Raw genomic sequence first — 12,311 nt, 5'->3', positions numbered from 1 at the left:
CAACCCGGGGTGGCCGGGGCCGCGAGGGCCCGACCACCCCATCGCCCTGCGGAGGAGGACGAGATGAGCAGCAACTTCGCCGGCGTCGTGGTGGGCTTCGACGGCTCGGCGACCTCGACCGCGGCCCTGGACTGGGCGGCGGCGGAGGCGGCACGGCGTGGGGTTCCGCTCAAGGTCGTCCTCGCCGTGGAGCTCGGCGCCGCCCTCCCCATGCCCATGGACTCCGGAGCCCCGTGGGCCCTGGCGAAGATCGAGGGGGCGGCCCGCGAGGTGCTTGCCGACGCGGTCGAGCGGGCCCGCAAGACCGACCCCGGCCTCGTGGTCGAGTCGAGCCTGGTCATCGATACTGCCGCGGCGGCCCTCGTCGCCGCCTCCCGCAGCGCGGTCCTCGTCGTCGTGGGCAACCGGGGCCACGGTGACCTCGTGGGCACCCTGCTCGGCTCCGTGGCGTTCGGCGTCACGGCGCACTCGCAGTGCCCTGTGGCCGTGGTGCGTGGCGCGTCCACCCGGGTGCCGGGACCCGGCGCCCCCGTGGTGGTCGGTGTCGACGGCTCGCCCGCCTCGAACGCCGCGGTCGACGAGGCCTCCGAGCTCGCCGAGCGTGCCGGTGCCGCCCTGCACGTGGTCGCCGCCTACCAGGTGCCCGTCACGGGGTGGGTGGGCGTGACGCCGTGGCTGGACGTCTACCCGGAGGAGGAGCTCGCCGATGCCGCCGCGGGCACCGCCAAGGCCGTCCTCGCCCAGGCGCGCGAGCGCATCCGGCGCAACCATCCCGCACTCGACGTCGAGTACACCGCGGTGCGCGACCGGCCGGCATACGCGCTCGCGGAGCGCTCGAAGACCGCCGGGGTGGTGGTCGTGGGGTCACGCGGACGGGGAGGCTTCCGCAGCCTGATCCTCGGGTCGGTCAGCCGCGGCCTGGTGCACATCGCGGAGAGCCCCGTGCTGGTCGTGCACGCGCCGGACGAGGCGTACGAGGCCGACGTCTGATCCTCGAGCCGGCCGGCGCCCCACCGGGCGCCGGTCAGAGCAGGCCCAGGGCCCGGGCCTCCTCGCGCAGCTCGTCGCGCACGGCCGGGTGGGCGGCGTGCTCGATGAGGTTGCGAGCCTGCGTGCGCTCGTCGAGGCCGGCGATGCGCGCCACGCCCTGCTCGGTCACGACGGCCGTGTGCTGGAAGGACGTCACGGGCTCGTCGACGAGCGGCACGATCGTCGAGCAGTCGGCCTTGGGGTGCCACGAGCGCAGTGCCATGAAGGCCTGGCCGCCGGGGGACTGCAGGGCGCCCACGGTGAAGTCCGTCTGGCCCCCGAAGCCCGAGTAGATCCGGGCGTTGATCCGCGACGCGTTCGCCTGGCCGAACAGGTCGATCTGGAGCGCAGTGTTGACCGAGGTCATCATCCGCTGCTCGGCGATACGGGCCGGGGAGTTGGTGACCTCGGTGCGGCGCAGCATGACGCGCTCGTTGCCGTCGAGCCACTCGTAGAGCTCGGCCGACCCGAACACGAACGAGGTGTTGATGGGCACCTCCGGGTCGAGGGCCCCCGCCTGCTCGAGCGCGAGGATCCCGTCGCTGAACATCTCGGTCCACACCCGCAGCCCGCGCCGGTCGATGAGTCCGGCCACGGTGGCGTCGGGCACCGCGCCGATGCCCGCCTGGATGGTCGCGCCGTCGCCGATCGCCGCCGCGACCTGGGCGCCGATGTGCGCGGAGGTGTGGTCGGGCGGGGACGGGGTGTGCACGGCCAGCGGCTGCTCCACCTCGACGCCGGCGTCGATCTGGTCGACGGGCACGAGGGCATCGCCGAAGGTCCAGGGCATGAGCGGGTTCAGCTGCGCGAGCACCAGGCCGCCCCGGGCGCGGACCGCCTCGATCGCCGCGGGCAGGACGTTGACCTCCGTGCCCAGCGAGACCATCCCGTCGCGCGGCAGGGTCGTGTGGATGAGGACGATGTCCGGCGGGAGCGTGGCGGAGAACAGGCGGGGTGCCAGCGAGAGACGGCTCGGCACGTAGGCCAGCCGCGGGTGCCCACGGAAGCCCGGTCCCACGAACATCGTCTCGGGCACGACGCCGTCGTGCAGGGGCAGGCCGCGCTGGGGGTTCAGCAGGTGCAGCCGGAAGGCCGGCAGCTGCGCGGCGATCGCCTCCAGCAGCGGCAGTGGCGTCGCGAAGTTGCCGCTGGTGACCACTCGCGGCTCGGCGCCCACGGCCTGCACCGCCTCGGCGAGGCGAACCGCCTCCTCCAGCTCGACCACCCTCACGTCAGGTCCTTCCCCTCGAATCGGAACACCACCGCGGCGGGGGAGCTGGGGCACCCTGGGCCGCCACCCGGCACACCCCGATCCTGCCAGTGAATGACGGCTGGGCCGCGGTCAACGCGTCCGTGGGGCCCGATTGGGGTCGAAGGTCCCGGGCGTCGCCGGCGGCTCATTGACCGGGCGTTCGCAGCGGCTGAGAATTGTGGTGTTGGCCCGCCTCGGATCGACGGACCCCGGTGCACGAAAGGGGTTTTCCCGTGAAGCAGAAGATCCACCCGCAGGACTTCATCGTCCTCATCGCCGGCGCCTATGCGCTGTTGTCCCCCATCTGGACCACGACGGAGGACCGGGCGACGACGACCATGATCGTCCTCGGTGCAGCCACCGTGGTGCTCTCCGTCATCGAGCTGGTGCGGCCCGACATGCTGTCGGTCGAGGGCCTCACGGCGCTGATGGGCGCGCTGTTCATCATCTCGCCGTGGGTCATGGGGTTCGCCGACACCACGGCCATGGCCTGGACGGCATGGATCGTCGGTGCGATCACGCTCGTCGTCGGTGCCCTGGACCTGCAGGTCACCCGTACGCACCAGCGGCACGCGGGCGCCACTCCCTAGCCGGGCACGACTCCCCAGCAGTCAGGCGAGGCTGAGGAGAGCCAGGGCATAGGCACACTCGACGTCGGGGTGGGCGAACTCGACCACCCCGACGCCGTCGTGCACGCCCACCACCCAGCCGGCACCGTTCCGGCTCAGTCGCGCGAACCGGCTGCCGAGCAGCGACCTGAGCTGGTCCTCGCGGGGCAGCCACAACGCGATGTCGAGCGGCACCGAGTCGAGCGCCCACTCGGTGGTGCCGTTGAACCCCAGCACCGACTGGTCCTGGTAGTGGTGCAGCTCGATCGTGAGCTCGCTGATCCAGAACAGGTCGCCGAGCAGGTCGGGCTCGTCGATCGTGAACCGGTCGCCAGGCTCCGGCTGCCACATCACCCCGGCCGACGACAGCTGCCGGGCCAGGTCCACCGAGATCATGCGTCCACGCTACGTCAGGCTCTGTGCGCGCAGGCCCCCCGTCGGTCGGGGCCGAGCGGCGGCTACCGCTCGAGCCAGCCGGTCTCCTCGGTGACGAGTCCAGTCACCACGTCGTCGGGTGCGTCGGTCTCGAGGGCCCACGGGTGGTCGAGCTCGTCGTCCTCGCCGTGGAAGCGCTCCTTGCGCAACCACGCGGCATACCCCTTGGCGTGCAGCGCGTCGGCCGCCGTCGACGCGTCGTCCCGCTCGTAGAACACGGCGCGCATGGTCAGCAGGCAGGGGCCGACGGCTCGGCCGCCGGGGCCGCGGGCCGCTTCACCAGGGCCGTGAACTTCTCGCCCAGCACGAGGTCGACTGAGCCGTCGACCCTGCCGTCACGCACCGGCTTGGCGCCCTTGACCAGGCCGAGGACCACCTTGGCCTTCGCGGTGCCCGACTTCCCGTAGCGGACCTCCGCCGGCCCGGTGACCGTGCGCCGCAGCGGGTCGTTCGTGATGGTTGCGACGTCGAAGCCGCGCTCGCGGACCTCGGCGGCGGTCTTCGCCGCCAGGCCGGCGCGGTCCGTGGCGTTGTAGACGTTCACGGTGATGTCGGCGGGCCGGGGCGCTGCGCCGGCCTTGGCCGGAGCCGTCGTGGCGCACGTGGGCGCCGGGGCGGCGGTCGGCTCCGACGACGTGCGGTAGTACGAGTAGGCGTACCAGAAGGCGAAGAACAGCATGAGCGCCACGACGGCCAGGGTGATGAGGGCGCGGCGGCGGCGGCTCCGGCGGGAGCTCGAAGCCCCCGACTCGACGATGTAGCTCACCCGCCACCTCCGTGTGGCGCGCCCCCTCGGCGCGGTCAGCGCCTAGTCAAGCACGAGGACGCGCGCGTGCAGGGTAGGACGCTGCTGCAGTGCCGCCCGCAGCGCGCGGTGCAGCCCGTCCTCGAGGTAGAGGTTGCCCTGCCACTCGACGACGTGCGCGAACAGGTCGCCGTAGAACGTCGAGTCCTCCGCCAGCAGCTGGCCGAGGTCGAGGGTCCGCTTCGTGGTGATGAGCTCCTCGAGGCGCACCATGCGCGGGGGCACGTCTGCCCAGTCCCGGACGGCGTCCTTGCCGTGGTCGGGGTAGGGGCGGGTGTCACCGACAGCCTTGAAGATCACGCGGACACGATAGGCGGTATGCCGCGGGCTCGCCTTCGCGGCTCCCGTCGTGGACCGGGCGGGCGGGAAGGGCCCGCACTAGAGTGCCGAGCGTGACGGACAAGGCGACCGACAGTCCCGCGACCACCCCGGCAGGCAGCGACCAGCTGGACGCGATCCGAGCCGGTTACGCGTCCGAGGGCGCTGCGCTTCACCTCGGCGCCGCCGTCGTCGACGGACACGCGCACGCCGACGCACCCGTGCGCCTCCCGCTGTCGTCGCTCAACCGGCACGGCCTCGTGGCGGGGGCGACCGGCACCGGCAAGACCAAGACCCTCCAGCTGATCGCCGAGCAGCTGTCGGCGCAGGGGGTGCCGGTCTTCCTCGCCGACATCAAGGGCGACCTGTCCGGGATGGCCAGTCCCGGGGTCTCCAACGAGAAGCTGGCCGCCCGCTCCGCCGACGTGGGGCAGCAGTGGGCGCCCACGGCATACCCGACCGAGTTCCTGTCGCTCGGGGGCCTCGGCACGGGCATCCCCGTGCGCGCGACCATCACCTCGTTCGGGCCGACCCTGCTTGCGAAGGTCCTCGGGCTCAACGACACCCAGGAGTCGAGCCTGGGGCTGGTGTTCCACTACGCCGACAAGAACGGCCTGGCCCTGCTGGACCTCAAGGACCTGCGCGCCGTCATCTCGCACCTCACCTCCGACGAGGGCAAGGCCGAGCTCAAGGCGCTCGGCGGGCTGTCCTCGGCGACGGCAGGGGTGATCCTGCGCGAGCTCATCACCTTCTCCGACCAGGGCGCCGACGTCTTCTTCGGCGAACCGGAGTTCGACACGGCCGACCTGCTGCGCACCGCCGGCGACGGACGGGGGATGGTCACGTGCCTCGAGCTGCCCGCCGTGCAGGACCGCCCGCAGCTGTTCTCGACCTTCCTCATGTGGCTGCTCGCCGACCTGTTCCACGACCTGCCCGAGGTCGGTGACCTCGACAAGCCCAAGCTGGTCTTCTTCTTCGACGAGGCACACCTGCTCTTCGACGAGGCCAGCAAGGCCTTCCAGGACGCCATCGAGCAGACCGTCCGGCTCATCCGGTCCAAGGGCGTAGGCGTCTTCTTCGTCACCCAGAGCCCGAAGGACGTGCCCTCCGACGTGCTCGCCCAGCTGGGCAACCGCGTCCAGCACGCCCTGCGTGCCTTCACTCCCGACGATGCCAAGGCGCTCAAGGCCGCCGTCTCCACCTACCCGCACACCGACTACGACCTCTCCGAGCTGCTCACCACGCTGGGCACCGGCGAGGCCGTCGTGACGGTGCTCTCGGAGAAGGGCGCGCCCACCCCCGTCGCGTGGACCCGGATGGTCGCGCCCCAGTCGCTCATGGCCCCCTCGGACGAGGCGGTGGTCGCGCAGGCCGTCGCCTCCTCGCCGCTGGCGCGGACGTATGCCGCGGTGGCCGACCGTGAGTCCGCCTACGAGAAGCTGCAGGCCCGCCTGGCCGCCGCGCCCACCCCTGAGGAGGAGCCGGCCCCGGCCCCGGCGCGGGCTCCTCGCCGCGAGGAGTCCGGGGCTCCCGCCCGCCGCCAGCCCAAGGAGGAGCCGGGCATGGTCGAGCAGGTGGTGCAGTCGAGCGCCTTCCGCTCGATGCTCCGCTCGGCGGGCACGGTGATCGGCCGGGAGATCACCCGCTCGATCTTCGGCACCGCCCGACGTCGCCGCTGACGGCACCGCCCAGGGGCCGCCCCTGACAGCCCCGCAGGGCCTACGCCAAACGCCGATGGCGCAGGGCGGCCGGCCACGGCACCCTCGGACGCGTGCGGGTGATGGTCACCGGCGGCACCGGCTTCGTCGGGTCGCACACGGTCGCGGCGCTGCACCGCGCCGGCCACGACATCCGGCTGCTGGTGCGCCGGCCCGAGCAGGTGCCCCTGACCTTCGCGCCGCACGGATGGGCACCCGACGACCTGGTGCTCGGCGACGTGCGGGACCACTTCGCCGTGGCACGCGCCCTCCAGGGAGTCGATGCCGTGGTGCACGCCGCCGCCGTCTTCTCCCTCGACACCCGCCGTGCCGACGAGGTGGCGCGCACCAACGAGGCGGCGACGGCCACCGTCCTGACCGCTGCCGTGGAACGGGGGCTGGCGCCGGTGGTGCACATGTCGTCGGTCGTCGCGCTCATCGGAGGTCGCGGGGGTGGGCCCGACCTGGCCCTGGGAGAGCTCGACCTGCCCTATGCCACCTCCAAGCGCCGCTCCGAGCAGCTGGCCCGGGGGTTGCAGGACGCCGGGGCGCCCGTGGTGTGCATCTACCCCGGCGCCTGCATCGGGCCCCACGACCCCTACCTCGGGGAGCAGATGAACCGGCTCCGCTGGCTGCTGCGCGGTCTGTTCCCGATCTGGGCGGAAGGCGAGCTGCACCACACCGACGTGCGGACCGTGGCCGAGGTCGTGGCCGCCGTCCTCGGCAGTGGCCGCCGTCAGGGCAGGTACGTCGTGCCCGGGCACCCGCTCGGCGGGCCGGAGCTGTTCGAGACCCTGTCGAGGCTCACCGGCCGGCGCCTTCCCCACGTCGACCTGCCCGCACGCGTCGTGCTTCCGTTCACGCGGGCGCTCGACGGCGCCCAGCGGCACCTGCCCCCGGCCTGGCGCTTTCCCGCCGACCACGAGGCCACCGCCACCCTGGTGGCCGACGCCCACTTCGACGACTCGACGGCGCGGGCCGAGCTCGGGGTGCAGGCCCCGCCGCTGGAGGAGACGCTGCGCGACTGCGTGGTCTGGCTGGCCGAGGCGGGCCACATCTCGCGCCGGCAGGCTGGTCGCGTCCTATCGGCCCGGTGACCCTCAGCCGAGCAGGGCGGCGACCAGCAGGATGACCGGCACCGAGCCCACCGTCGTCACCAGGATGGTGTCGCGGGCCAGCACCGTGCCGCGGTCGTAGCGCGTGGCGTGCACGAAGATGTTCTGCGCGGTGGGAAGGGCCGAGGTGACGACGATCGCCAGCAGGGCGTGGCCGTCGACGCCGAGCAGGAAGTGCGCCACGAGGTAGGCCGTCAGCGGCTGGGCGACCAGCTTGAGCGCCGACGTCACAGCCACCTCGCCGGCCGACCCGCCCGCCCCCAGGCCCGGACCCAGTCGCAGGGCGATCCCGTAGGCGATGAGCATCGCGGGAACGGCCATGCCCGCCACGAGCTCGAGCGGGTCCTGCACCGCGCCGGGCAGGGTCCACCCAGTCACGGCGAGGGCCAGCCCGATGAGTGAGCCGACGGTCAGCGGGTTGGTGAACGGCCGGGTCAGCACCAGCCTCACCGGCACCCTCCCTCCGCGTGCGTCGGCGTCGAGCACGGCAAGGGCCAGGGGCTGCAGCACGAGCAGCTGGAGGAGCAGCGTCGGGGCCACGTAGGCCGCGTTGCCCAGCACGTAGGCGGCGATCGGGATGCCGAGGTTGCCCGCGTTGACGTAGCTGGCCGCGAGGGTGCCGATCACGGTGTGGCCCAGCGGCCGGTGCCACGCGAGGCGAGCCAGCACGGCATACGCGCCACCCGCCACCGCGACTCCCGCGACCGAGGCGACGAGGTTGCGCGAGAGCACCGCCGAGACGTCGGTGAAGGACAGGGTCACCACCATGAGCGCGGGGCTGGCGACGAAGAAGGCCAGCCTCGACAGCAGCACCTGGGCGGTGAGGTCGAGCACCTTGAGCTGGGCCAGCAGGGCACCGAGGGCGATGACCGCGCCGATGGTCGCGAACCCCTCGAAGACCCCTGTCACGCACCCCAGTCTGGCGCTCGACCGGTCAGCGCGAGCAGACGGTCACTGGGTGGACGCCCGGGCGGGAGCTGTACGGGGTCGGCGAAGCGGACGCCGCGGTCCTCCGCCCCGACCAGGGCGTCGACGTGCCGCAGCAGCTCGCGCGCCAGGCCCTCGGGAAGCGACCATGTCCGGCCGCAGGACCGGGCGACGTCCCACCCGTGCACCGCCACCTCGAGGGCGCCCACGACGGCGACCGTGCTGGCGGGGAGGGGCCTGCCCCCGACGGCGACCGGCTGGTCGTGCTCGAGCCGGGCCCACGCGCCGAGCAGGGCACAGCCGTGGTGCCGCAGCGAGGCGACCACGGCCGGCTCGTCGCCCGGTGCGCCGGGCGGCCACGGTGCCAGCGTGACGCTGCCCTCGGCGGCCGCGTCGTGCAGCGCCACGAGGGAGTCCTCCATGTGGCCGAGCAGGTCGCGCAGACGCCAGGCGGAGCACGGCGTCGGCCGTTCGAGGTGGTCGGGCGTGACGAGGGCGAGGGTGCCGCGGGTGAACGCCAGCGCCCGTTCGAGCAGCTCAGTGCCGGCAGTCACGGGCGTGGCTCCCGGCTGCAGGCTCATGGCGTCGGCGAGTACAGCGGGGTGTCGGCGTCGAGGAGGTCCGGCAGCCCGAAGAGCGCGAAGAGCGAGTGGTCGAAGAACGCGGAGACGTGGGCCACCTCGCCGCCGCGCAGCTCGAGAACGTGCAGCTGGAACGGGCGGTAGGTGCCGTCGTCGGTGAGGTAGTACATGCCGAAGGCGGCCTGGCCGTTCGCGGTCGTCGGCACCATGCGCAGCTGGCCCGGCCCCGCAGGGCAGTTGACGTCGATGAGCAGGCCGATGGTCTCTGCACCCTGGTACCACCCCACGAACGGGGGCATCTCCCAGACCGCCTCCTTCGAGCACAGGCTGACGATGGTGGCGATGTCCTTGAGCTCCATCGCGCGGGCGTAGCGGTCGAGCAGCTCGCGCTGGGCGGGGTCGGTGGGCTCGAGGAGGTCGGCCTCGGTCAGGGCTGCGGCGTCGAGGGTGGCGCGGGCGCGCTGGAGGGCGCTGTTGACCGACGCCGTGGTGGTCTCGAGCGCCTCGGCCACCTCCGCGGCCGACCAGCGCAGCACCTCCCGCAGGATGAGCACGGCTCGCTGGCGTGGGGGCAGGTGCTGCAGCGCCGCGATGAGGGCGAGCCGCACGCCGGCCTGGCCGTCGACGATGCTGGCCGGGTCCTGGGGGTCCGCCACGAAGGTGGTGGGCACCGGCTCCAGCCACAGCACCTCGGCCTGCTGCACGAGCGGTGCGTCACCGGGCAGCGCGGGGGCGCCGAGACCCGTTGGCATCGGCCGGCGGCTGCGGCCCTCGAGGGCCGACAGGCAGGCGTTGGTGGCGATGCGGTGCAGCCAGGTGCGCATCGACGACCGGCCCTCGAAGCCGTGGTAGGCCCGCCAGGCCCGCAGGTAGGTCTCCTGGACGAGGTCCTCGGCGTCGTGGGCGGAGCCCATCATGCGGTAGCAGTGCGCGAACAGCTCGCGCCGGTAGCCCTCGGCCTGGGCCAGGAAGTCCTCGTCGACCTGCGTCTGGGGCACGCTCATGACTGTACTGACCGACGCCGGCTGGGGAACTCATCGCGAGAACTCCCTGCCTTCCCGGTTCGGGGTGATGCCGAGCGCCATGGCGCGCGCAGATACCGCGAACGCCGATGAGTCCGGACCGCGGTGCCGGTCCACACGGCATACGACCACGCAGCGGCGGCCGACAGGGCCGCACCGTCCCGAGGAGGCCCACGTGTCCCGCATGATCTTCGTCAACCTGCCCGTCAAGGACCTGTCGGCCTCCCGCGGCTTCTTCGGGGCCCTCGGGTTCTCGATCAACGAGCAGTTCTCCGACGACAAGGCGGCCTGCGTCGTGCTGGCCGACAACATCTTCGTGATGCTGCTGCGCGAGGACTTCTTCCGGACCTTCGTCAACGGCGAGGTCGCCGACGCCTCGCTGGTGACCGAGGTGCTCAACTGCCTCAGCGCCGAGAGCCGTCAGGAGGTCGACGACCTGGTGCGCAGGGCGATCGAGGCCGGCGGGAAGCCGTGGAAGGACACCTTCTCCGACGGCCCGATGTACGGCGGCAGCTTCCAGGACCTCGACGGCCACGTCTGGGAGGTCATGCACATGGACCCCCCGGGGTCTCAGGACTGAGGTCGCAGCACCGGTCTCAGGGTGTCGAGCACCGACGCGTCCTCGATCGTGCCCGGCACGGTGGCCGGCTTGCCGTCGGCGATCTCGCGCATCGTCTTGCGCAGGATCTTGCCGGAGCGGGTCTTGGGCAGCGCAGGGACGATGTCGACCTGGTGCAGCGCCGCGACCGCACCGACCTCGTCGCGCACCCGCTTGACGAGCTCGGCGCGGATGCGGTCGCCGTCGCCGTCGCCGTCGACTCCCGCCTTGAGCACGACGAGGGCCCTGGGCAGCTGGCCCTTGAAGTCGTCGTGCACGCCGATCACGGCACACTCCGCCACCGCCTCGTGGCCGGCGAGCGCCGCCTCCATGGAGCCCGTCGACAGCCGGTGTCCGGCGACGTTGAGCACGTCGTCGGTGCGGCCCATCACGAACAGGTAGCGGTCCTCGTCCACCAGCCCGCCGTCGCCGGTGAGGTAGTAGCCGTCGAAGGCGCTGAGGTAGCCGGCCACGTAGCGCTCGTCGTCGTGCCACAGCGTGGGGAGGGTGCCGGGTGGGAGGGGCAGCCTGATGCAGATGGCGCCCTCGGTGCCCGCAGGCACGGGTGCGCCGCGCTCGTCGAGCACCTCCACGGCATACCCGGGCACGGGCACCGACGGCGACCCCGGCTTGACCGGCATCGGCTCGAGACCCCTGAGGTTGGCCGCGATGGGCCACCCGGTCTCGGTCTGCCACCAGTTGTCGATGACGGGCACCCCGAGCATCCTCGACGCCCACTCCCAGGTGTCGGGGTCGAGCCGCTCACCGGCCAGGAAGACGGTCCGCAGCGACGAGAGGTCGTGCCCCCGCATCAGCGCACCGTCCGGGTCCTCCCGCTTGATGGCCCGGTATGCCGTGGGCGCGGTGAACATGGCCTTCACGCGGTGGTCGGCGATCACCTTCCAGAACGCGCCGGCGTCGGGGGTGCCGACCGGTTTCCCTTCGTAGAGAACGGTGGTCGCACCGGTGAGCAGTGGGGCGTAGACGATGTAGGAGTGGCCGACGACCCAGCCGACGTCGCTGGCCGTGAACCAGACGTCGCCGGGACCGATGTCGTAGACGTTCTCCATCGACCAGCGCAGCGCCACCGCGTGGCCGCCGTTGTCGCGGACGATGCCCTTGGGTCGGCCGGTGGTGCCGGAGGTGTAGAGGACGTAGAGCGGGTCGGTGGCGGCGACCTCGACGCAGTCGACGGGCTCGGCGTCCCGCATGAGGTCGGCCCACTCCATCTCCTCCCAGTCGGTGTCGCGTTCACCGACCGCGGCCCTGGCCTGCTCGCGCTGGAGGACGATGACCGACTCGGGCTTGTGGCTGCTGCGGTCCAGTGCGGCGTCGAGCATCGGCTTGTACTCCACCACCCGCTTGGGCTCGATGCCGCACGAGGCCGTGACGACCACCTTGGGCTCGGCGTCCTCGATGCGCACCGACAGCTCGCCGGGCGCGAACCCTCCGAACACCACGGAGTGCACGGCGCCAATGCGGGCGCAGGCCAACATCGCGACGACCGCCTCGGGCACCATCGGCATGTAGATGACGACCCGGTCGCCCTTCTCGACGCCGAGCGAGTCGAGCACGCCGGCGAACCGCGAGACCTCGTCGAGCAGCCCGGCATACGTCAGGGTGCGACGCGTGCCGGTGACGGGGCTGTCGTAGATCACCGCCGCCTGGTCGCCGCGCCCCGCCGCCACGTGGCGGTCGAGCGCGTTGTGGCAGGTGTTGAGCGCACCGCCGGTGAACCACCGGTAGAAGGGCGGCCGGTCGTCGTCGAGCACGCGGGTCGGCGGGGTGATCCAGTCGATGGCCCCGGCGGCTCGGCCCCAGAACGCGTCCGGGTCGGTGAGGCTCTCGGCGTAGGCAGCGGCGTAGGCACCCTGGGTCATGGGGCCATCGTGCGGGAGACGCGTCGCGACGCGCCATGGGCCGG

Annotated in this window: 14 protein-coding genes; 5 read left to right on the top strand and 9 right to left on the bottom strand. The window is 72.6% G+C overall.

Features of this window, described 5'->3' with window-relative positions:
- Positions 1-63: 63 nt before the first annotated feature.
- Positions 64-990 (top strand): universal stress protein, encoded by a 927-nt coding sequence (locus P0Y31_RS01395; protein WP_275866288.1) that lies wholly within the window; start codon positions 64-66, stop codon positions 988-990.
- A gap of 34 nt (positions 991-1,024) precedes the next feature.
- On the opposite strand, the gene P0Y31_RS01390 is transcribed toward P0Y31_RS01395, so the two are convergent.
- A complete protein-coding gene (locus tag P0Y31_RS01390; protein WP_345803600.1) occupies positions 1,025-2,260 on the bottom strand; it encodes an acetyl-CoA hydrolase/transferase C-terminal domain-containing protein in 1,236 nt (411 codons plus the stop codon).
- Between the two features lie 254 nt (positions 2,261-2,514).
- Here P0Y31_RS01390 and P0Y31_RS01385 point away from each other — a divergent pair, with 254 nt between their 5' ends.
- Positions 2,515-2,871, top strand: a complete 357-nt coding sequence (locus tag P0Y31_RS01385; protein WP_275866287.1) for an SPW repeat protein — start codon at positions 2,515-2,517, stop codon at positions 2,869-2,871.
- 21 nt (positions 2,872-2,892) lie between these two features.
- Here the strand turns inward: P0Y31_RS01385 and P0Y31_RS01380 are convergent, their stop codons facing one another.
- From P0Y31_RS01380 to P0Y31_RS01365, 4 genes are all read right to left on the bottom strand, one after another.
- Positions 2,893-3,285 (bottom strand): hypothetical protein, encoded by a 393-nt coding sequence (locus P0Y31_RS01380; protein ID WP_275866286.1) that lies wholly within the window; start codon positions 3,283-3,285, stop codon positions 2,893-2,895.
- A gap of 62 nt (positions 3,286-3,347) precedes the next feature.
- Positions 3,348-3,551 carry a hypothetical protein gene (locus tag P0Y31_RS01375; protein ID WP_275866285.1) on the bottom strand — a complete coding sequence of 68 codons (204 nt, stop codon included), beginning with the start codon at positions 3,549-3,551 and terminating at the stop codon, positions 3,348-3,350.
- Positions 3,552-3,553: 2 nt separating this feature from the next.
- Positions 3,554-4,090, bottom strand: coding sequence for a LytR C-terminal domain-containing protein (locus P0Y31_RS01370; protein ID WP_275866284.1), 537 nt, complete (start codon positions 4,088-4,090; stop codon positions 3,554-3,556).
- 42 nt (positions 4,091-4,132) lie between these two features.
- Complete coding sequence (locus P0Y31_RS01365) at positions 4,133-4,429, bottom strand: type II toxin-antitoxin system VapB family antitoxin (protein WP_275805584.1); 297 nt, start codon at positions 4,427-4,429, stop codon at positions 4,133-4,135.
- A gap of 92 nt (positions 4,430-4,521) precedes the next feature.
- Between P0Y31_RS01365 and P0Y31_RS01360 the strand changes: the two genes are divergently transcribed.
- A complete protein-coding gene (locus tag P0Y31_RS01360) occupies positions 4,522-6,126 on the top strand; it encodes a helicase HerA-like domain-containing protein (protein WP_275866283.1) in 1,605 nt (534 codons plus the stop codon).
- Between the two features lie 101 nt (positions 6,127-6,227).
- Positions 6,228-7,241 carry an NAD-dependent epimerase/dehydratase family protein gene (locus tag P0Y31_RS01355; protein WP_275867060.1) on the top strand — a complete coding sequence of 338 codons (1,014 nt, stop codon included), beginning with the start codon at positions 6,228-6,230 and terminating at the stop codon, positions 7,239-7,241.
- A gap of 3 nt (positions 7,242-7,244) precedes the next feature.
- Here P0Y31_RS01355 and P0Y31_RS01350 read toward each other — a convergent pair whose 3' ends face one another.
- From P0Y31_RS01350 to P0Y31_RS01340, 3 genes are read right to left on the bottom strand one after another with little or no spacing between them, the layout of a single operon-like run.
- Positions 7,245-8,168 (bottom strand): AEC family transporter, encoded by a 924-nt coding sequence (locus P0Y31_RS01350; protein WP_275866282.1) that lies wholly within the window; start codon positions 8,166-8,168, stop codon positions 7,245-7,247.
- Positions 8,165-8,767, bottom strand: coding sequence for a TIGR03086 family metal-binding protein (locus tag P0Y31_RS01345; RefSeq protein ID WP_275866281.1), 603 nt, complete (start codon positions 8,765-8,767; stop codon positions 8,165-8,167). Before P0Y31_RS01345 ends, P0Y31_RS01350 begins: the two co-directional genes overlap by 4 nt.
- The gene (locus tag P0Y31_RS01340) at positions 8,764-9,771 is read right to left on the bottom strand and encodes a sigma-70 family RNA polymerase sigma factor (protein WP_275866280.1); all 1,008 of its coding nucleotides are present in this window, start codon (positions 9,769-9,771) and stop codon (positions 8,764-8,766) included. Before P0Y31_RS01340 ends, P0Y31_RS01345 begins: the two co-directional genes overlap by 4 nt.
- Positions 9,772-9,973: 202 nt before the next feature.
- On the opposite strand from P0Y31_RS01340, the gene P0Y31_RS01335 reads away from it, so the two are divergent.
- Positions 9,974-10,369 carry a VOC family protein gene (locus P0Y31_RS01335; protein ID WP_275867058.1) on the top strand — a complete coding sequence of 132 codons (396 nt, stop codon included), beginning with the start codon at positions 9,974-9,976 and terminating at the stop codon, positions 10,367-10,369.
- On the opposite strand, the gene P0Y31_RS01330 is transcribed toward P0Y31_RS01335, so the two are convergent.
- Positions 10,360-12,267, bottom strand: coding sequence for a propionyl-CoA synthetase (locus P0Y31_RS01330; RefSeq protein ID WP_275866279.1), 1,908 nt, complete (start codon positions 12,265-12,267; stop codon positions 10,360-10,362). The two genes, P0Y31_RS01335 and P0Y31_RS01330, sit on opposite strands and share 10 nt — an antisense overlap.
- Positions 12,268-12,311 lie beyond the last annotated feature (44 nt).

This window comes from Knoellia sp. 3-2P3 (assembly GCF_029223115.1).
Classification (GTDB): Bacteria; Actinomycetota; Actinomycetes; order Actinomycetales; family Dermatophilaceae; genus Pedococcus_A.
This window is presented reverse-complemented; position numbering and strand designations above follow the sequence as displayed.

What these genes read in the sequence shown, in the direction of transcription:
- P0Y31_RS01330 (WP_275866279.1), bottom strand. Translation starts at nt 12,267, where the DNA reads ATGACCCAGGGTGCCTACGCCGCTGCCTACGCCGAGAGCCTCACCGAC.
- P0Y31_RS01345 (WP_275866281.1), bottom strand. Translation starts at nt 8,767, where the DNA reads ATGAGCCTGCAGCCGGGAGCCACGCCCGTGACTGCCGGCACTGAGCTG.
- P0Y31_RS01340 (WP_275866280.1), bottom strand. Translation starts at nt 9,771, where the DNA reads ATGAGCGTGCCCCAGACGCAGGTCGACGAGGACTTCCTGGCCCAGGCC.
- P0Y31_RS01335 (WP_275867058.1), top strand. Translation starts at nt 9,974, where the DNA reads ATGATCTTCGTCAACCTGCCCGTCAAGGACCTGTCGGCCTCCCGCGGC.
- P0Y31_RS01395 (WP_275866288.1), top strand. Translation starts at nt 64, where the DNA reads ATGAGCAGCAACTTCGCCGGCGTCGTGGTGGGCTTCGACGGCTCGGCG.
- P0Y31_RS01375 (WP_275866285.1), bottom strand. Translation starts at nt 3,551, where the DNA reads ATGCGCGCCGTGTTCTACGAGCGGGACGACGCGTCGACGGCGGCCGAC.
- P0Y31_RS01380 (WP_275866286.1), bottom strand. Translation starts at nt 3,285, where the DNA reads ATGATCTCGGTGGACCTGGCCCGGCAGCTGTCGTCGGCCGGGGTGATG.
- P0Y31_RS01355 (WP_275867060.1), top strand. Translation starts at nt 6,228, where the DNA reads ATGGTCACCGGCGGCACCGGCTTCGTCGGGTCGCACACGGTCGCGGCG.